The sequence below is a fragment of the Sedimenticola selenatireducens genome (genome assembly GCF_007625115.1).
Taxonomy (GTDB): Bacteria; Pseudomonadota; Gammaproteobacteria; order Chromatiales; family Chromatiaceae; genus Sedimenticola; species Sedimenticola selenatireducens_A.
Map to the genome: position 1 here is coordinate 52,998 of NZ_VMNH01000005.1, position 19,608 is coordinate 72,605.

The 19,608-nt window shown below is 53.0% G+C and carries 21 protein-coding genes; 12 read left to right on the forward strand and 9 right to left on the reverse strand.

All coding sequences use genetic code 11. The features are described 5' to 3' along the window. Nucleotides 1-86: 86 nt before the first annotated feature. From FHP88_RS04060 to FHP88_RS04070, 4 genes are all read right to left on the reverse strand, one after another. Entirely contained in the window at nt 87-1,202 is a 1,116-nt protein-coding gene (locus FHP88_RS04060; protein WP_260843156.1) for a DegT/DnrJ/EryC1/StrS family aminotransferase, read from the reverse strand. Nucleotides 1,203-1,300: 98 nt separating this feature from the next. Continuing rightward, nucleotides 1,301-2,248 carry a Gfo/Idh/MocA family protein gene (locus FHP88_RS04065; protein WP_144357729.1) on the reverse strand — a complete coding sequence of 316 codons (948 nt, stop codon included), beginning with the start codon at nt 2,246-2,248 and terminating at the stop codon, nt 1,301-1,303. A 103-nt stretch (nt 2,249-2,351) separates the two neighbouring features. Beyond that, the gene (locus tag FHP88_RS19095) at nt 2,352-2,516 is read right to left on the reverse strand and encodes a hypothetical protein (protein ID WP_186297598.1); all 165 of its coding nucleotides are present in this window, start codon (nt 2,514-2,516) and stop codon (nt 2,352-2,354) included. Nucleotides 2,517-2,723: 207 nt separating this feature from the next. Then, nucleotides 2,724-3,179, reverse strand: a complete 456-nt coding sequence (locus tag FHP88_RS04070; RefSeq protein ID WP_186297599.1) for an ankyrin repeat domain-containing protein — start codon at nt 3,177-3,179, stop codon at nt 2,724-2,726. Nucleotides 3,180-3,328: 149 nt separating this feature from the next. Between FHP88_RS04070 and apaG the strand changes: the two genes are divergently transcribed. Genes apaG through FHP88_RS04085 form a run of 3 tightly spaced genes read left to right on the forward strand, consistent with a single transcriptional unit; the run spans nt 3,329 to nt 5,196 of the window. Beyond that, complete coding sequence (gene apaG / locus FHP88_RS04075) at nt 3,329-3,712, forward strand: Co2+/Mg2+ efflux protein ApaG (RefSeq protein WP_144358227.1); 384 nt, start codon at nt 3,329-3,331, stop codon at nt 3,710-3,712. An 11-nt stretch (nt 3,713-3,723) separates the two neighbouring features. Further along, a complete protein-coding gene (locus FHP88_RS04080; RefSeq protein ID WP_144357731.1) occupies nt 3,724-4,347 on the forward strand; it encodes a DUF2238 domain-containing protein in 624 nt (207 codons plus the stop codon). A 15-nt stretch (nt 4,348-4,362) separates the two neighbouring features. Beyond that, entirely contained in the window at nt 4,363-5,196 is an 834-nt protein-coding gene (locus FHP88_RS04085) for a symmetrical bis(5'-nucleosyl)-tetraphosphatase (RefSeq protein WP_144357733.1), read from the forward strand. A gap of 71 nt (nt 5,197-5,267) precedes the next feature. On the opposite strand, the gene FHP88_RS04090 is transcribed toward FHP88_RS04085, so the two are convergent. The 3 genes from FHP88_RS04090 to lgt are packed head-to-tail and all read right to left on the reverse strand — an operon-like array spanning nt 5,268 to nt 7,450. Then, a complete protein-coding gene (locus tag FHP88_RS04090) occupies nt 5,268-5,771 on the reverse strand; it encodes a dihydrofolate reductase (RefSeq protein ID WP_144357734.1) in 504 nt (167 codons plus the stop codon). 38 nt (nt 5,772-5,809) lie between these two features. After that, nucleotides 5,810-6,604 (reverse strand): thymidylate synthase, encoded by a 795-nt coding sequence (locus FHP88_RS04095; RefSeq protein WP_144357736.1) that lies wholly within the window; start codon nt 6,602-6,604, stop codon nt 5,810-5,812. Between the two features lie 3 nt (nt 6,605-6,607). Beyond that, nucleotides 6,608-7,450: a prolipoprotein diacylglyceryl transferase gene (gene lgt, locus FHP88_RS04100; protein WP_144357737.1), complete on the reverse strand. Its 843-nt coding sequence runs from the start codon at nt 7,448-7,450 to the stop codon at nt 6,608-6,610. A gap of 123 nt (nt 7,451-7,573) precedes the next feature. Between lgt and FHP88_RS04105 the strand changes: the two genes are divergently transcribed. Together FHP88_RS04105 and FHP88_RS04110 are read left to right on the forward strand one after the other, a co-directional pair. Beyond that, nucleotides 7,574-7,927, forward strand: a complete 354-nt coding sequence (locus tag FHP88_RS04105) for a hypothetical protein (protein WP_144357739.1) — start codon at nt 7,574-7,576, stop codon at nt 7,925-7,927. 399 nt (nt 7,928-8,326) lie between these two features. Further along, nucleotides 8,327-8,665 (forward strand): helix-turn-helix domain-containing protein, encoded by a 339-nt coding sequence (locus FHP88_RS04110; protein WP_144357740.1) that lies wholly within the window; start codon nt 8,327-8,329, stop codon nt 8,663-8,665. Between the two features lie 43 nt (nt 8,666-8,708). On the opposite strand, the gene FHP88_RS04115 is transcribed toward FHP88_RS04110, so the two are convergent. Further along, nucleotides 8,709-9,905 (reverse strand): class I SAM-dependent rRNA methyltransferase, encoded by a 1,197-nt coding sequence (locus tag FHP88_RS04115; RefSeq protein ID WP_144357742.1) that lies wholly within the window; start codon nt 9,903-9,905, stop codon nt 8,709-8,711. Between the two features lie 121 nt (nt 9,906-10,026). Between FHP88_RS04115 and FHP88_RS04120 the strand changes: the two genes are divergently transcribed. From FHP88_RS04120 to metA, 7 genes are all read left to right on the forward strand, one after another. Continuing rightward, nucleotides 10,027-10,572 carry a PadR family transcriptional regulator gene (locus FHP88_RS04120; RefSeq protein WP_144357743.1) on the forward strand — a complete coding sequence of 182 codons (546 nt, stop codon included), beginning with the start codon at nt 10,027-10,029 and terminating at the stop codon, nt 10,570-10,572. Further along, nucleotides 10,569-11,594, forward strand: coding sequence for an efflux RND transporter periplasmic adaptor subunit (locus FHP88_RS04125; RefSeq protein ID WP_186297600.1), 1,026 nt, complete (start codon nt 10,569-10,571; stop codon nt 11,592-11,594). The genes FHP88_RS04120 and FHP88_RS04125 overlap by 4 nt, the downstream gene beginning before the upstream one ends. Before the next feature lies 1 nt (nt 11,595). Beyond that, nucleotides 11,596-14,730 (forward strand): efflux RND transporter permease subunit, encoded by a 3,135-nt coding sequence (locus FHP88_RS04130; RefSeq protein WP_144357746.1) that lies wholly within the window; start codon nt 11,596-11,598, stop codon nt 14,728-14,730. An 81-nt stretch (nt 14,731-14,811) separates the two neighbouring features. Continuing rightward, nucleotides 14,812-15,147, forward strand: a complete 336-nt coding sequence (locus FHP88_RS04135) for a hypothetical protein (RefSeq protein WP_144357748.1) — start codon at nt 14,812-14,814, stop codon at nt 15,145-15,147. Next, on the forward strand, nt 15,148-16,305 hold the full coding sequence (locus FHP88_RS04140) for an MFS transporter (protein ID WP_144357749.1): 1,158 nt from the start codon (nt 15,148-15,150) through the stop codon (nt 16,303-16,305). A gap of 61 nt (nt 16,306-16,366) precedes the next feature. Beyond that, on the forward strand, nt 16,367-17,221 hold the full coding sequence (locus tag FHP88_RS04145; RefSeq protein WP_144357750.1) for an ATPase: 855 nt from the start codon (nt 16,367-16,369) through the stop codon (nt 17,219-17,221). 12 nt (nt 17,222-17,233) lie between these two features. Then, the gene (gene metA, locus FHP88_RS04150; protein WP_144357752.1) at nt 17,234-18,304 is read left to right on the forward strand and encodes a homoserine O-succinyltransferase MetA; all 1,071 of its coding nucleotides are present in this window, start codon (nt 17,234-17,236) and stop codon (nt 18,302-18,304) included. Here metA and FHP88_RS04155 read toward each other — a convergent pair. After that, nucleotides 18,288-19,400, reverse strand: a complete 1,113-nt coding sequence (locus FHP88_RS04155) for an HD domain-containing phosphohydrolase (RefSeq protein WP_144357754.1) — start codon at nt 19,398-19,400, stop codon at nt 18,288-18,290. The two genes, metA and FHP88_RS04155, sit on opposite strands and share 17 nt — an antisense overlap. Between the last annotated feature and the right edge of the window lie 208 nt (nt 19,401-19,608).

A 19,608-nucleotide genomic window follows, 5' to 3' on the forward strand; every position in this document is an offset into this window, starting at 1 on the left:
CGTCATATCATTAGATCAGATAAGACAGATTGATGCTGACGAAAACAGTACGCCGGCCACACCCTGATTGTGGTCGGCACGTTTCACTAGACAGCCGCCACCAAATCACATACCTGGTCGACCTGCGATTCCCGCATCGCTGGGAAGATAGGCAACGACAGTGTCTCTCCACATACCCGATCAACCACAGGCAGATCACCTGGCTGATAGCCCAACCCTGAATAAATCGTCTGCAGATGCAATCCTACTGGATAGCACTGGCTATTACCGATTTTATGATCATTTAGGTGAGCCCGCAGGGCATCACGTCGGGGATGCTTAATGGTATATAAATTAAACGCATGACGTCCCTTTGCAGGGCGTACAGGTGTAATCAGGTCCATACCAGCAAGTCGTTCATCATACCAGGCGGCCACCTGGAGTCTCGCTGCGATGTCCTGCTCCAGCTTCTCTAGTTTCAACCGGAGCAGGGCCGCCTGAACCTCATCCAGGCGGCTGTTGTAGCCTAATTCATCATGGGTAAAGGGCGCCGTGGCCCCATGATTCCGCAATTTAAGTAGACGATCCCTGATCACCTCATCACTGGTGGTGATCAATCCACCATCACCATAGCACCCCAACACTTTAGTTGGGTAAAAACTAAAGCAGCCCGCATCACCCATGCTCCCCACCACCGCATCACCATGCCGCGCGCCAAAGGCCTGGGCGGCATCTTCCAGCAAACGCAGTCCATGAGTATCCGCCAACGCCCCCAATCTACTCATATCCGCTGGATTACCAAAGATATGGACCGGCAATATCGCCTTGGTTTTGTCACCGATACGCGACGCCACACTCCCAGGATCAAGATTAAAGCTCGCCTCATCTATATCGGCAAATACAGGTATTGCTCCGACGATAGAGATCGCCTCAGCCGTGGCGAAGAAGGTAAAGGGGGAGGTAATCACCTCATCACCTGGCCCAATATCCATCGCACGAAGCGACAACACCAAGGCATCCGTACCATTCGCAACGGCTACTGCATACTGGCTACCCACATAAGCCGCCGCCTCCTGCTCAAAGGCCCGCACATTGGGACCCAGAATAAAGGCACCACCCGCACCTATCTCCTCTATCCGGCTGAACCAAGCTTGCTGTAACGACAGAAACTCATCCTGCAAACTGAGATAGGGCACACCCGGGGTTACAGATTTATCTGTCATAACATCATCCAAAGGTAAAAGGTGGTTTTTGCAGCCTCACCCCTGAATAGCCCAAAGAGGTGAGACTATGAATAATCCTGTGATAGAAAGTAAATCGATCAGGAGGCGAGACGCTCGAGTATCTCAGCTTTAACACGCATGGCAACATCCAGCGCTTCCAGTCCTACCACACCATCCACAAGGGGCGGCGTCCCAGATTGAACCGACTCAATAAAAGCCAAGAGCTCCGCATCCAGCGGTTTGACCGGATCAATGTCCAGACGCTCCATCACCACCTCCGGCCAAGCCTCTCCGGGTCGTGGTTTGGGGTAGGCAGTCTCAATTCGCTGGTCGATAAAGTCGAGTGACTCATAGCGATTCTCTTCGAACACACGGATGCGGCGCATCCTTTTCTCAGATACTCGACTGGCAATCACATTCGCAACCGTGCCATTGGCAAATTCCAGACGGGCATTGGCAATATCGACATGCGATGTTAATACCGGCGTTCCAACCGCAGAGATGGCGGTTATTTCCGACTTAACCAGTGAGAGTATGATATCGATATCATGGATCATGAGGTCAGACACAACATCCACATCAGTGGCCCGCTCAACAAAGCCCCCCATGCGATGCGCCTCAATAAATCGTGGCTTATGGATGCGATCAGCCAAGGCCATCACCCCTGCATTAAAACGCTCGAGGTGACCAATCTGCAGAATCACCCCGGCCTCCTGAGCCAACCGAACGATCTCCTTACCCTGCTCTACAGTGGATGCGATGGGCTTTTCCAGCAACATATGGATGCCGGCCTGAAGAAAAGGACGCGCTTCATCAAGATGGGCCGAGGTCGGGACCACAATGCTGACCGCATCTACTTTACCCAGTAAATCAAGACCGTTTGAATAAGCCGTACAACCGCACTCATCGGCCACTTTGGCAGCGGTTTCAGCATTCACATCTACCACGCCAACCAGCTCGACGTTATCCATGCGGGAATAGATCAGGGCGTGAAAACGCCCCAGATACCCGACACCAACCACACCCACTCGCAATTTATTACTCATTGATCACCCGAACTGGACACAATACTGTTCGTGTATGGTACTACGAACCTGAAAACCGGGCGATTTTAAACCATTCAGACACTCGGGGGCAGCTTTTAGGCCTCTATCTGTAGCGTTGTTCGCTATAAGTCTGATCCTGATCAATTGATATAGTGTGATCCAGCAGATGAAAATGCACCGCCACTGTGGCTAAGAGGGCTGAACCGATGAGGGATAGCATAATGAGCAGGAAGTCAGGTTTGCGGCGATGGTGATGGGATCTGAACATGGACACCTCCCTCTTTGCCTAATCGTCTATAGATTGAATGTCAAAGAGAGTCAAATAGACTGAATACGGAGGAATAATGGAATAATTACATAGTGCAGGGATTGATCTACTTCACATCCTCAAGTGGCTGACTGCAGTGAAAATCAATAAATGCGACGCCTCGCACAGGCAAATCTGACCTGCGGCACAACAGGACTGAAAATAGCGTCAATTGTCACCCCCTTCGGTGGCACCCGCCTCCTCCAGCAGTTTCACTACGGCCATGTACTTTCCCAGATTCGCCCGTTTCAACGCACCCGCCCCGGCCTTATTTTTTAAATTCACATCGGCCCCGGCCTGTATCAGTGTCATGACGGCAGCCTCATGGCCAAAAGCCGCCGCATCCATCAACGCGCTGTTACCCGCCCCATCGACAGCATTTACATCGGCTCCAGACGCCAACAAGGCCTTGATTGTCCGCGCATTACCATTAAACGCCGCCAGCAACAGAGCCGGACGCCCGGCGCCATTCTTGGCATTGGCATCAGCCCCTTGAGCCAGCAGAGTTTTGACCTGTTGCTCCTGCCCAAGACTGGCAGCAGCCAACAAAAACTGATTGGGATCCGCTGACCAGGCATTCAGCGAGACACCAAGGAGAAGAAGTAACAGTAGTCTCATGTACATCGGTAACATCCTTGAAAGACTTCATCGGCTAAGACGATTACACTAGTGAGCGACCGAACAACAAAAATCTGAAGCCACCAGGTTACCCCTAAGCAGCAGATTTCAGATAAACTTTAGCGGCAGAACAAGGCTAAGATCACGCCAAAATGATGACAAAAGCACAACAAAATAGTATTCAAGTAGACGTCAGTACCCACTACATTGAAGGCCAGTCTAATCCGGCGGAAGATAACTATGTCTTCTCCTACACCATCACCATTCGCAACACAGGCAGTACGGGCGCGCAACTGATCAGCCGCCACTGGTTGATTACGGATGCGGACGGAGGCGTCCAGGAGGTATTTGGTGAAGGCGTAGTGGGGCAACAACCTTTCTTACAACCCGGCGAGGACTTCAGTTACACCAGCGGCACCAGCATCTCCACGCCGGTAGGGACCATGCAAGGAAGCTATCAAATGCGTTCGGAAGCGGGCATTACTTTCGAGGCGCCTATATCGCCTTTCACGCTCGCGATGCCACATATTCTTCACTGACCCCCCAAAAGATGCGTATCAAGCAATCAGCTTCCCGTGAACCGGTAATCCTGCTTGTGGCTGTAGCCATCTGCCTGGCGGTGAGTGCAATTGACCCGGTAGCTGACCGACTCACATGGTTCCTTGAAACGGTACCGGTGATGATAGGCATATTTCTGCTGCTATGGACAAGAAATACATTCCCGCTTACCCACCTACTTTACAGATTACTTGCGCTACATGCTCTCATCCTGATGGTGGGGGGTTACTATACATACGCGGAAGTGCCACTGTTCAACTGGCTCCGCGACACGCTTGATCTGACTCGAAACCACTATGACCGCGTGGGCCATCTGGCCCAGGGGTTTATTCCGGCAATTCTCACCAGAGAGATCCTCCTGCGACGCTCGCCATTACAACAGGATGGCTGGCTATTCCTTGTCGTAACAAGTATTTGCCTCGCCTTCTCGGCCTTTTATGAGATGATCGAATGGTGGACCGCATTGATTAGTGAGGAGGCGGCTGAAGCCTTCTTGGGTACCCAGGGCGATACATGGGATACTCAGTGGGATATGTTCCTGGCCCTGATTGGTGCATTGTCAGCTCAACGGCTACTTGGACGAACCCATGATCGACAACTTGCGAAAATGACATGATAGATAGGCAATAATATGGCGCTGTATGCCATTGGAGATGTGCAGGGCTGTTACAAAGATCTGTTGCAGCTACTGAAGAAAATTGATTTCAAAGCCGACCGGGATACGCTCTGGTTCGCGGGTGATCTGGTAAACCGCGGCCCGGACTCACTCAAAACACTGCGCTTTGTAAAAAATCTGGGCGATGGGGCCATAACTGTACTCGGCAACCACGACCTACACCTGCTCGCCATGTCACAGGGCAACTTGAAGCATGCCGAAAAAGATCACACCCTTAAGGAAATACTCAAGGCGAAAGACCGTGAAGAGCTGTTGGACTGGTTGCGCCATCGCCCCCTGATGCACCACTGTGAAGAACGGGGCTACAGTCTGATTCACGCCGGCCTGCCACCACAATGGGATCTGCCCACGGCACTGAAATGCGCTCATGAAGTTGAAGCTACACTGCGCAGTGATGCGGTGGCTGATTTTTGCCAGCAGATGTACGGCAACGAGCCCCACTGTTGGTCAGAAACACTGGAGGGAATTGACCGCTTGCGATTTATTACCAACTGTTTCACCCGACTGCGTTTTTGCGACAAAGAGGGAAATTTAGCCCTGCGTGAAAAGCGCGCACCGGGTCACCAGGCAGCGAACTACTTACCCTGGTATGAGGTACCCAATCGTGCCACACAGGGCAAGCGCATCCTGTTTGGCCACTGGTCTACACTGGGCTATCAAACATGTAATGACACCTGGTGCCTGGATACCGGCTGTCTCTGGGGGGGTAAATTGACTGCCCTGCAGATTCGCAAGGAGAAGCCTCCACGCCCTCTGCAGGTCTCTTGCAGTGGCTATAGAAAGCCGTAAATTCAGTAAGAATTATTTGTTAGTAGTAGGGGTCTGACGCAACCTAACCCCACGAAAAAAACCTGGCTAGATCAGCCGGCGGCACGCTCCAATTCAAGGAAGGTATAGTCGAATAGATTGCGCTCATCGGACTGATGGGTACTGCGCGCCACCTCCCGCCACTCTTCCTCCGGATAGCTTGGAAAAAAGGCATCCCCCTGCACTGCGGTATGCACCAGCGTCAGGTAGAGGCGATCAGCTGAAGCAAGCATCTGCCGATACAGATTGGCTCCACCCACTATCATTACTTCATCGACCGGGCCAGCCGCTGCAAGTGCTTGCTCAATACTGTGAACAACCTGGCAACCCTCAGCCCGATAATTCACATTACCAGTAATCACTATATGCGGCCGATCAGGCAACAGCCCAGGCAGCGACTCCCAAGTCTTGCGGCCCATAATAATCGGCTTACCTACCGTTAGTTTCTTGAAATGCTGAAGATCGGCCGGCAAACGCCATGGTAGTTGATTATCGCATCCAATGACGCGACCCTCATCCATAGCCGCAATAAGCGAAATTTTTGGTGCTTTATTCATAGCCGATATTTCATCACGAAATGGGTAGTACTAGTATCTCAAACGGCCACCGGCGCTTTAATGTGTGGATGACACTCATAGTCACTCAAGGTGAAATCATCATAGACAAAATCAAACAATGAAGTAACAGCGGGATTTAGCTGCATCAGAGGTAACGCATACGGCGTCCGCGAAAGCTGAGCGCGCACTTGCTCGAGATGATTTGAATAGAGATGAGCATCCCCAAATGTATGCACAAAATCACCCGGCTTAAGCCCTGTCACCTGGGCAATCATCATGGTCAGCAAGGCGTAAGAGGCAATGTTAAAGGGAACGCCTAGAAAGATATCCGCACTGCGCTGGTAGAGCTGACAAGAGAGCCGACCCTCCGCCACATAAAACTGAAACAGGCAGTGGCAGGGAGGCAGGGCCATCCGCTCCACATCCGCAGGATTCCAGGCGGTCACCATCAAACGGCGCGAATCCGGGTTGTTGCGGATCTGCTCCACCAATTGACTTACCTGATCAATAGAACCGCCATTAGGGGTTGGCCAGGAGCGCCACTGAGCCCCGTACACAGGCCCCAGATTACCGTCTTCATCCGCCCAATCATCCCAAATACTGACGCCATGTTCTTTCAGATAGCGGATATTAGTCTCTCCCTTTAGGAACCAGAGCAGTTCATGAATAATAGAACGAAGATGCAATTTTTTGGTTGTAACCATCGGAAATCCATCCGCAAGGTTAAACCGCATCTGGTAGCCAAAAACACTCATCGTACCGGTGCCGGTTCTGTCCTCTTTACGAGTACCGTTCTCTAACACATGACGCATAAGGTCTAGATATTGGCGCATAATTCAGCCTGTTTGTGTGCGATTTCGAAAAGCCAGCCCGATCAGGACAACCCCTGACAGCAGCATAGGTAATGTCAGAATCTGACCCATCGTGAGCCAGTCAAAGGCCAGATACCCCAGATGCGCATCTGGCATGCGGACAAACTCAATGGCAAAGCGGAACACCCCATAGCAGATCAGAAACAGCCCTGACACCGCCATCGCCGGACGCGGTTTTGCCGAGTAAATCCAGAGAATAAGGAACATGACCACACCCTCCAGGAGGGCCTCGTAGAGCTGATTAGGGTGCAGCGGCGGCGACATTAAGGTTCCGGTAGGGAGTTGCAGTTTATCTTGGCACAAAGCAACAAACCGCTCACAGGAGACCTGCATCGCCCAAGGGACAGACCCTGGGCCTCCCCACAATTCACCATTGATAAAATTTCCGATACGGCCAGCGCCCAGACCGATAGGAATTAGGGGAGCGATAAAGTCGGTTGCCTGAAAAAAGCCTTTTTGATGGCGGCGCCCAAACAGCCACATGGCGATCAGCACCCCGATCAGACCACCGTGAAAAGACATGCCACCCTGCCAGATCCGGAGAATAGACAAGGGATCCCGCTGCAGATCCGCAAAACCGTAGAACAGCACATAGCCAAGCCGCCCACCCAAAACGACGCCCAGGGTGATATAAAACAACAGGTCATCTACTTGCTGAGGCGTCCAACCCGAGTCAGGCTTGGCTGCTCGTACCCTTCCAAGCCACCAGCCACCCACGAATCCCACGAGATACATGGCACCATACCAATGAACTGCGAGTGGGCCGATGGAAAACAGCACAGGATCAATTGATGGGTAGGTCAACATAGGGCGATATCTTAGGGGTAGGTTTTAAAAAATTCATCTCAAACTTTCATTTATGGAAAGCGCTACTATTAACAGATCAATAGACCGCACTGTTCGACCGCCAACTTATCGGAGTGTTCACTCATGAGATTTGCCATCATCTTATTGTTATTCTTTTCTTGCCCGCTCTTTGCCGGCAATGTGGAAGTCGTTTCAGCCCAGATCGATAAAACCGGCAACGGACATTACCATATCCAGGTTACTCTTCGCCACGCGGATACAGGATGGGAACACTATGCTAACGCCTGGCGCGTGCTGTCACCCGACGGAAGCATGCTTGGCGAGAGAGTGCTCTATCACCCGCATGTCAACGAACAACCTTTTACCCGCACCCTCTCCGGCGTTTCAATTCCTGCAGGAACCGCCTACATTGAGATTGAGGGAGAGGACACAAAACACGGCCCAAGCAAGCAGCGGCTAAGAATTGAGTTGAAATGACAAGCGAAAAAAACGACTTGGATCAATTGTTTTGCTTCTTTGTTAATAATTTTGACATGATTTTTTCTGACGGTAGGGACAGCTTTAGGAAAAAGGGTTATGCTTAGCGAAGGCTGATTATTGTCATAAGATGATAATTTCCTTGGTATTAGTAATTGAATTCACTAATACCCAATTAAGTCAGTAATAACTTAATTGGCAGGGGGCTCCTAAACTGACAAAGCTGAAAGGCATTGAACCAAACTTAACCTGAGGTAACTATCTAAGGTCATCCATACCCAAAAAATTTGGCATGGATACGGGAATGTGACCAAGGCCTGAAAAAAAGACCTAAGAATGGTAATCAGTTTAAGAAACAGGAGCTATACTCGTAGTAGGCAAACAACAGGTTGAAGAAAAATGACTAATGAGAATCCCCAAAACCCCGGGAATCTGGGTCAGCGGATGCGCTTCAGACGCCAGGAAAAAGGATGGACACAGGAGCAACTCGCTGTTCGTGCCGGCACCAATCAGGCCGTTATACAGAAGATTGAGAATGGGAAGAGTCTACGCCCCAGAAAGATCGACCAAATAGCCGCCGTGTTGGATGTAAATCCCGCTTGGTTGATGTTTGGCGATGAACTGGCCGCATCAATTCCACCTGATGCTATGGCAATAGCCGAGGCATGGCATGCCATGCCGGAACCGCACAAATCACGAATCCGCCAAGAGATCATGAATCTCTCATCGACCGATTAACACTCACCTCCCTTGTGCTGTTATCAGCACAAGGGAGTCTTCGTTAAAATGTCGGTAACACCCGAAGATAGAAGCACTTCAGGTAGGCTGTCTCGGCAATGGCCGGGTGAACGGGATGATCTGGCGCCTGAAAACCACGTTCCAGCAACTGCAGCGACCTATCAGTATGCCGGGCTGCCTGTTGAATCTCCTGTAACAGTGACGACTCACTCATGTGATGGGAACAGGAAGATGAAATCAGCATCCCATCTTTATTCAGCAGTTGCAGTGCCAACTGATTAAGCCGGCGATAAGCCAAAGTTCCCTGTTTAGTGTCTTTTTTACGCTTGATAAAGGCTGGCGGATCTACCAGCACCACATCAAACCGTTCATTCGCCAACCGCAGTTCACGCAATGCATCGAAGGCATCGCCCTGAAGACCCGCCACACGCTCAGCCACACCGTTAAGCTGCGCATTCCCATCGACTGCATCTAACGCACTGCTCGATGCATCGACACAGATCACTTCCGTAGCACCCTTCACCGCCGCCTGCACACCCCATGCGCCGATATAGCTACAAACATCCAGCACCCTTTTTCCCTGAATATAGGGAATCATACGCCCCCGATTGACCGCCTGATCAAAGAACCAGCCCGTCTTCTGTCCACCTTGAGATGGCACGTTAAACCGAACACCATGCTCCTCAACCGTCAAGACGTCCGGCCAACCACCCAACGCATCCTCTACATAAGGTGCCAAGCCCTCAAGCTCTCGAGAGGCGGTGTCGTTTCGAAAAAGCACACCTGCCGGCTTTAACACTTTTTCAACCGCCGCAAGAATATCCGACTTCATCCGCTCCATGCCGGCCGTGGTGATCTGAATGACCAAGTAATCACCAAAACGATCGATTACCAATCCAGGTAGACCATCACTCTCTCCAAACACCAGTCGGTAAAACGGCTGTGTATAAAGCCGCTCCCGCAGACTCAAGGCCACTTTAAGCCGATGAACCATGAGTGAACCATTAACCGGATGCTTATGATCACGACTGACTATTCGCGCGCTAATCAGTGAGTGCGGATTCACATACCCAGTACCAAGCAACTTCCCTTTATCATTAAAAATCTCAACCAGCTGACCGGGCTCCATACCTTGCAAAGGTGTTACAGCCGTATCGATTTCATTACTGTAAATCCAGCAGTGACCCGCCCGTAAGCGTCGGTCTTCATTTTTCTTCAATCGTAAAGGCGCAAAAGTCATAGCAGGATTTCCAGGTGGTCATAGATGGGTAACAGAGCGAGCGCAAGACTAGCAGATTTGACAAGCCAGCGCCTCATTATTTATATTGAGCCGACATATAACGATCCGATATATATTAACAATGAATACCAATCACCTCTGCCTCGGGATATTGAGTCTCGGCGATGCCAGTGGATACGAGATAAAAAAGGCCTTTGAAGAGACCTTCAGCCATTTTCAGGCAACCAGTTTTGGCTCTATCTACCCCGCTCTTGCAAAGTTAACCGAACAGGGATTGGTCAGCTTCCATGAAGAGACCCAGGAAAAACGCCCGACAAAAAAAGTGTTTACCATCACCCAAGAGGGTCAAGCCCATTTCTATCAGACGCTGTTGAAAGCGGAACCTACAGAGCAGTATCGCAGTGACTTCCTCTTCCTGATGATGTTTGCCCACCTGATGCCACGGGAGCATATTGAGGCACTACTGAACAAGCAGACTGACCACCTTAAAATGGAACTTGGCATCCTGGAAAGAATCATTACTGAATGCCAAACGCTAACACCTGGTATGCGCTTTACCCTGGAGTACGGAATCATCGGAAATCGGGCCTTGTTGGAACTGATGCAACAACGCAGCATGCCATTAATCGAAGAGATCGACGCGGCAAGGAGCCCGCAAGCGCTATGAACTACCCCCTCACACTGGCCAAACTACTCGGTGGCCTCCTACTGGTTGCATTTTCCCTAACCGGCCATGCAGAGAAAAAAGTAACCCAGGTCACCACCGCTAAACTGGCCGATATCACTTTTTTTCAGACCTATACCGCACCAGCCACGACCCTGAGTCTGAACGAGAGCCGCGTCAGTGCTGAAACCAGCGGCAAGATCCTCAAGATACCTGTTCGGGTAGGTGATTCCGTTGCTAAAGGTGAACTGCTGGCAGCCCTTGATTGCCAGGAAAACAGCTTTCGAGTAACACGTGCAGAGGCCGGACTGACCAGTATCGAAGCGCGTGTCACTCTGGCAAATCAGCAAATCAAGCGCACGAAATCTTTGATTAAAACCAGCAGTGTCTCGGAAGAGCGGTTAAACCAGCAGCAGGCAGACCTTCAGGTAGCCCTTGCCGATCGCAGCGCTCAATATACCACCATCGCCGAGGCCAGACTGAATCAGGCGCGCTGTCTTATTACTGCCCCCTTTACCGGCATTGTCAGAGAGCGCCTCGCAGGCGAGGGGGAGTGGATTAATCCGGGACAACCAATAATCCAACTGATTGACAAGGAGCGACTGGAGATTTCCGCACAGATCTCTGTTGACCTGATTGATACCCTACAGCAAACCGACAAGATTCAGCTTGAAACCAACCAGGGTAATTATGGGGTCGCTATTAGACAGGTCGTCCCGACCGTTGAGTCACTGGGGCGTAACAGGGAAGTGCGTTTGCAGTTTACGGATGGGCAAGCACTGCCGGGTAGCAGTGGCCGTCTGACCTGGCAATCCACCCAACCCTACGTTCCGGCGGATATCCCGGTAAGAAGGGATAAGCAACTTGGACTGTTCCTGCTGGATCAGGAAAAGGCCCGCTTCCATCCTTTGGCAAATGCACTGGAGGGCCATCCTGCACGCGTTGATCTGCCGAGCAATGTTGAAGTGATCATGGAGGGGCGACAGGCGCTGAATAACGGCGATAGCATAGAGCAGGCAAACTGAGATGCTGGGTCGCTTTTTCAACAATCATGTCTTAGCCAACCTGACGTTTGGTCTGGTGCTTGTCGTAGGCTTCCTCTCCTATAATCTGATGCCCAGGGAACAGGACCCCAGTATCAATTTCAACTGGATTGATATCACCACCGTGCTCCCGGGTGCTGCTGCCGCCGATGTGGAAAAACGGGTCACCGAGGTGCTGGAAAAGAAGATCCGCACCCTCTCGGATATCAAGTTTGTCTCCAGCACCAGCCGGGAGAGCATCTCCAGCATCCTGGTGCGCTTTGAAGACATTCCCCCTGAGGTCTTTGATAAGCGGGTGGCCGATCTAAGGCGCGAGGTACAAAACGCCGATGATGAATTACCGGACAATGCCACCACGCCCTTTGTTTTTGAGATCACTACCGCCAATGCGTTCCCCAGCGCCACCCTCGCCATTGTCGGTCCGGCAGATGATGAAAATCTGCGGCGCCAAGCCGAGAATGTGAAAAAAGATATTGAACGAATCAAGGGGGTTGACCGCATCCTCGACACCGCACTGCGCGACCCGGAACTGCAAATCAACTTTTATCCAGAACGCCTCGAAAATGCCGGCGTCTCTCCCAGTCAGCTGGCCGATACTGTCGCACGGACATTTCAAGATCTGGCGGCTGGAAGCGCCCGGGTGAATGACCAAAACTGGCTGGTGCGGATCATTGGCCAGGACAGCAATCCTGAATATCTCGCCGCTCTGCCGGTACTGGGGGCGACAGGCGAGGTCCCACTTGGGGATCTGGCCCAGGTGGTCCGCGCCCGGGAGAAGCAGGACAAAGTCGTGTTCTACCAGAACCAACCCGCTGTCATGCTGGCCATCACCAAAAAGGAGAGCGCCAACACACTGGAGCTGGTGCAGCAGATTGCCGATTACGTGGAGACACGGAATCAATTCACGGATAAGACCGGGGTCAGGGTGGTACTGATCGACGACCAGACCGAAATTACCCGTAATGCGCTCAATATTATGCAGACCAACGCCCTACTGGGATTGATTATGGTGCTGTTTGTGACCTGGCTATTTCTGGGTACGCGCATATCGCTACTCACCACCATCGGCATCCCGTTTATCCTGGCCGGCACCTTTCTGGTACTCAACAGCATTGATCAGACCCTCAACGTCAGCGTCCTTTTGGGTGTAGTGATCAGTCTCGGCATGCTGGTGGATGACGCCGTGGTAGTGGTGGAGTCGATCTACTATCGCCTGCAACGTGGCATGGCGACACTCCCCGCTACACTGGAGGCGTTGCGTGAGGTGGTGGCCCCGGTCACCACCGCCGTCCTCACCACCATGGCCGCCTTCCTGCCGCTGATGCTGCTGCCCGGCATCCTTGGTAAGTTCATGCTGATTATTCCCCTGGTGGTCACTATCGCCTTGGCAATCAGCCTGATTGAGGCCTACTGGATGCTGCCAGCCCATATACTCGGTGCCAACATCAGCTTCAAGAACCCTTCTCGCATGCAGCGGTGGCGTACCAACGCACTGCACTGGGTTCGGGTGAAATACACACTCATGCTGGTGCGCGCCCTGCGCTGGCCGAAAAGCATACTACTCAGTGTTCTCCTAATGTTCATTGGGGCATTTATTGCAACGGGCAATGGGCTTGTGAAGATCGATTTTTTCGCCACCGACCCCATCCGCCTGTTCTACGTCAGTCTTGAGATGCCAGCTGGCACGCCTCTCGAGGTAACCCGTGATAAGGTTTTGCAAGTTGAAGAGAAGATCCGTAACAAGATCCTGCCGGGCGAAACACGCAATATCCTCAGCTATGCTGGACAACTCTTTACCGAAACCGCGCCCTTCTTCGGTGACCACTATGGACAGGTGCTGATAGCCCTCAATCCGAAGACCGATGAACTTCGCAGTGTCGATGGGATGATCGAATCGATGCGCAGCGACATTGAATCCACTGCAGGTCCGGACAAAATATCCTTCCTCCGTCTGGCAGGTGGCCCGCCCACCTCCAAACCCATTTTGGTCAAAGTGCGCGGCGATGATACTGAGATCATCCGCCAGGCGGTCAAAGACCTAAAGCAGATCATGAAGCTGGACCCGGCCATCCGGGACATTACCGACGATGACAGCCAGGGACAGATGGAGCTGGCACTGCGGGTGAATCAGGATGCGGCACGCCGGGCCGGCATCAGCCCGGCCGAGGTAACCCGCACCTTACGACTGCTCGTGGACGGTGAGATCGTCAGCAAGATGCAGGACCAGGGGGAAGAGCTGGAGATCCGGGTACGCGCTTTGCCCCGCACGCTATCGACCATCACTGAACCTGGAAACTTTACCCTGTCATTGCCCAACGGCGGGCGTATCGCACTCAAGGAGCTGGTACACAGCGAGACAGGCCCCAGCATTAACAGTATTCGCCACTATAACTTCCGTCGCACAATTACCGTGGAAGCGGATCTTGACAAAACCCTCACCGATACTGTGACGGCCAACAAGGCCATTCAAGACGGATGGGGCAAGATTGCCCAGCGCTATCCCAGCATCAATCTCGACTTCTCTGGTGAGCTAGATGATATCCAGGAGAGTATCGACTCTATTGCCGTACTGTTCCTGTTTGGTATCGGCCTGATGTACCTAATTCTCGGCACCCAGTTCAAGAGCTATTTCCAGCCCCTGATGATCCTGGCAACCGTTCCCATGGCCTTCACCGGCGTGGTGATCGGACTGGCCATTACCAGCAACCCGCTCAGCCTGTTCACCCTCTACGGCGTGGTCGCTCTGGCCGGTATTGCGGTCAATGCGGCAATCGTATTGATCTCCGCGGCCAACGAACGCCTGAATCGCGGCATGAGCGTACTGCATGCCACGCTGTATGCCGCCCGGCGGCGGGTAATCCCGATCCTGATCACCTCCATGACCACAATCGCCGGACTCTTCTCCCTAGCCACCGGCCTGGGTGGATCGTCCCTGATGTGGGGACCGGTGGCCACGGCCATTGTCTGGGGGCTGGCGGTCTCTACGGTATTGACCCTGTTCGTGATCCCGCTGCTTTATCGCCTGTTCATGGGTAATCGCTGGGTCTCAGAGCAACGAATACGGGCCAATCAACGCCACCAATCCAAGCTTCAGGCGGCGCCGGAAAATCGTATATAATGCCCAGCCTTGCGCCAGCCCATGACCACTACAGTCATGGGCTGGCGGCGTTTTAAATGACGACTGACTATACTGCTATCTATGAGCAATCCATTTACCGCCGCCTGGAGCGAACAGGGCCATCTGATCTGTCTGGGACGCTGGGAGATCAGCTATCAGGGCCGACCCCTGGAGATCCCCCAGCCCAAAGCCGAAGAAGATATGGGCACCTACGGTATCTACTCTTTCCTCTATCCGGATGACCCGGAATTTGCAGAAGGACTGAATGAAGATGACTGGGTGCTGGAGAACATCGACTGGCTGAGCGACCTGTTTATTGAGAACGACATCCCCATTGATGAGCAGCACGCCCGCTGGTTCTACCAAGCGGTCAACGGCAGTGACTGGCGTTGCGGCAGTTGTGGTGGCTGCACCTGAATGAGTGAGCACTCACCCCTGCGTCTGCAGCTCGTCGTCTTTGCCCTGGTCGCGGCCTCCTTCACCAATATCTATCTGACTCAACCGGTGCTGCCGGTGTTGCAGGCCGAGTTCGTTGCTGACACCCTGCTAGTCTCCTATACCGTGGCCGCAGTCATCCTGGGCATTGCCCTCTCCAATCTACCGTTTGGCGTGCTGGTGGATCGACTGCCGATACAGCCGATCATCCTCATCGGCGGTATTGCGGTGGCCATTGCTGGACTGATCTGCGCAACCACCCATAACATCTGGCTGCTAATTGGCGCTCGTTTTGTACAAGGCCTGTTTATCCCGGCACTGACCACCTGCCTTGCCGCTTATCTGGCCAAGAGCCTGCCCATAGAACGACTCAATGTCGTCATGGGGTCCTATGTCTCCGCCACGGTCGTGGGTGGACTCGGCGGTCGGCTACTCGGCGGCTGGATTCATCCGCCACTGCATTGGCGTTACGCCTTTGTCTCCGCTGCCGTGCTGATTCTGATCGCCACCTTTGCGGCCCTGCGCATCCTGCCCAGTCAACCTAAGGCCACAACCACCTCACTGGAACAGCCGCGTTTCCTATCACTGTTAAAACGTTGGGAGTTGGTACGCATCTACCTGGCCGCGGCCGGCGGGTTCTTTATCTTTTCATCGGTGTTTAATTATCTGCCCTTTAGGCTGGCAGCCGCTCCTTTCAGCTTCTCCACCGAGCTAATCACCCTGCTCTATCTGGTCTATGTGATGGGCATTTTCATGGGCCCCCTCTCGGGCAGGATCAGCAACCGCATCGGCAGTGGTTACACCCTGATGGGTGGCACGTTGCTTCTCGGGGTATCAATCACCCTCACCCTGCTACCTTACATCAGCGCTATCATTCTCGGTCTACTGGGCCTGTGCGCCGGTTTTTTTGCCGTGCACGCCGCTGCTGTCGGATCGCTCAATCGGCGACTGACTGGGGGCCAGGGCCGAGCCAACGCACTCTATGTACTGTTCTACTACGTGGGTGGTTGGATAGGCATCACCGCCAGCGGCTTCGCCTATACCCAGTGGGGCTGGCAGGGTGTCATTCTCATCTGCTTACTCCTGTTGTTACTTCCTTTTATGGCAGGAATAGGAGAGCAAAGGGACGCCTCCCGCTAATTTCGGGTATATTATTCGGCCTTAAGAGCAACCTTAACCTGATTAGAGAAGACTGTACGCCGTGAAGTTGAGCCTGGAAGAGTTCCGTAACTGGAAAAACAAGAGTATCACCCTGCTGGGCATGTCCGGCGTGGGCAAGACGCACCTCTCCAAGATGATGCGCCGCTATAACTGGTTCCACTACTCTGGGGACTACCGCATCGGCACCCGTTATCTGGATGAGTCTATTCTCGACACCATCAAGCAGGAGGCGATGCAGGTCCCTTTCCTGCGCGATCTGCTACGCAAGGACTGGATCTATATCCGCAACAACATCAAGGTGGATGACCTGGGCCCAGTCCTCTCCTATGTCGGAAAACTGGGTAATCCAGAACTGGGCGGCGTACCGCTGGGGGCGTTCCAGCAACGCCAGGCAGAGTACCGCACGGCCGAAATCAACGCCATGCGGGACGTGCCGGAGTTTATCCACAAGGCACGGGATATCTATGGCTACCAGCACTTTGTCAATGATGTAGGGGGCAGTCTGTGCGACATGGAAGCGCCTGGGGTGATTGACCTGCTGGCAGAGCACAGCCTGATTCTCTACATCCAGGCCACCGAGGCCGATGAAGAGGCCGAACTAATCCGGCGTGCCCAGAACGATCCGAAACCGCTCTACTTCAGACCTGAATTTCTGCGTCAGCAGGTGCAGGCCTACCTGAAAGAGCAGGGATTGGCCTATGCCGCCGAGATGGACCCGGATGATTTCACCCGATGGGTCTTCCCCCATCTGTTCCGTTCCCGCATTCCGCGTTATGAAGCGATTGCGGAGCCGCTCGGCTATACCGTCACCTCCTATGAGGTCAACCAGGTAAGGGACGAAGCCGATTTTCTTGCCCTGCTGGAACTGGCCATATCACGCAAACAAACGCCTTGATCGGGAGCCATCATGCCACTGGTATCACATAATAATCTGCCGACCTTTGACCGATTGAGAAACGCGGGCCAGACCGTACTGGAACCGGATCGCGCCAAACACCAGGATATTCGTGAACTGCATATCGGCCTGCTGAACATGATGCCGGATGGCGCACTGGAGCCAACCGAGCGACAGTTCTTTCAGCTGGTCGGCGAAAGCAACCCCATTGCCCAGTTCTACGTACACCCTTTTACCCTGGATGAACTACCCCGGGGCGAGAAGGCACGGAAACATATTGAGCAGTTCTATGATCCGCTGGAAAAGATCCAGGAAGAGGGGCTGGATGCCCTGATCATCACTGGCGCCACACCCATCCACCCTAACCTCTCGGACGAGCCCTTCTGGGAACCGTTGGAGCGCGTTGTGGAGTGGGCCTATAACAATGTGACGTCCACCCTCTGCTCCTGCCTGGCCACCCACGCCGTTCTGGAGGCCCGCCATGCCACCAAACGGCGACCACTGGGTTATAAGCGCTGGGGGGTCTTTCCACACCGGGTGGTTAATCGCCACCATCCCCTTACCAATGATGTGAATACCCGGTTTGATGTACCGCACTCCCGATTCAACGAGATTTCACGGCAGCAGTTCGAGGATGCCGGGCTGCATATCCTGGCAGAGAGTGAAGAGGCCGGTGTCCACCTGGCCGTCAGCCAGGACGGTTTCCGCATGGTCTATTTCCAGGGACACCCGGAGTACGAGACCATCAGCCTGCTGAAAGAGTACAAGCGTGAGGTATTGGTCTACGCCGCCGGCAAACGGGACAGCTATCCGCCCTTCCCGGACAACTACTTCATGGCCCGAGAACGGGCCATACTGGATGAATACCAGCTCAATCTCGAACGCTCACTGGCCGACGGCACCGAACCCCCTGAGTTCCCCGAGGGCCTGATTGCTCACGAAGTGGATAACACGTGGCATGATACCGCTGAGGGGATCGTCGGTAACTGGATGGGTCTGGTCTACCAGATCACCAACAGTGATCGCCGCCTGCCCTTTATGGACGGCATCGATCCAGGCAATCCGCTTAATCTGAAGCGCTAGGGATATCCTCGTCGCGATCCTTGAAGCAGTCGTGGATCTCACGCAGCTCACCGATGTGATCCAACAGTGGCGCAACGCAGAGCGGGTCAAACATACTGCCTGACTTCGCCTGCAGGTAGTCGATCGCCTCCTCAAAACTCCAGGCCGGTTTGTAGGAGCGCCGGGTGGTGAGTGCATCCAGCACATCCGCTACGGCGGTTATCCGTCCCTCCAGAGGGATGGCTTCGCCGGCCAACCCATTCGGATAGCCCGTCCCGTCAAACCGCTCATGGTGGGTGCCAATAATATTTCTCAGGATATCGATATGGGCCAGATGGCCGAGGTCAAACTCATCAACCACTGAGTCGATAATCTCCAGACCGGAAAGTACGTGAATCTTGGCCGCTTCATACTCATCCGGACTCAGTTCACCCCGTTTCAGCAAAATGTTGTCAGGCACACCGATCTTGCCAATATCATGCATGGGGGCGTATTGCAGCACGAACTCGATATACTCATCCGAAAGATCTATCTGCGGGGCCAGCTTGAACGCAATGAACTGGGCATAACGGCCGACACGACGAATATGGCAGGCCGTCTCGCTGTCACGCTTGAGTGCCAGGTGCCGAACCGTATTCAGGGCCCCCCTGAGGATGTAGATGGGTGCCAGTTGATTGGTGATAATGGCACTGATCAGTTCGGTATAGACTGCCAGGTAGCGCACCATGGTCTCGGTAAAATAGTTGGAACGGTCCGCATCAAAAAAGAGAAAACCAATCAGATGATCATTGCCATAGAGTGGCATGGTATAGCTTGAGGCAAAGCCCGCCTCAATCAGCCATTGGGTATGGGGTGATAGCGGTTGGGGTTGATCCCTGAGATCTTGTTTAATACGTGGACTGTGCTGCTCTGCCAACTGTTTGAGAGAAGGCACTTCAGACAATTTGGCACTGTAGTTCTGTAGCTGCCGCTGCCCATCACCGCTGTTGACGAAGGTGTTAAGCCGATCCGTTTCATGATCATAGACCGCAACGGCGAGACGGCTGAGATGGGGCCAACTAGCCCTCAGCTCACTGTGTAAATGAATAATGCGCTCACCAACCAGATCCCAACTCATAACAGCACTCTTCTTATAAAATTTTTCTTATTGATAATCAGACCTGACACAAAAATGTACAACGCACTGACAGAGATGCGTTACGGAGTAAAGCCCATCCCAGGCATAATATCCATCGGCACATAAAGACCATTAATTGAGGTATAGCCCAGGAAATAAAATAATTCCAGGGCACTTCTCAAAAATCCTTTTGCATTGCACTGTGGGA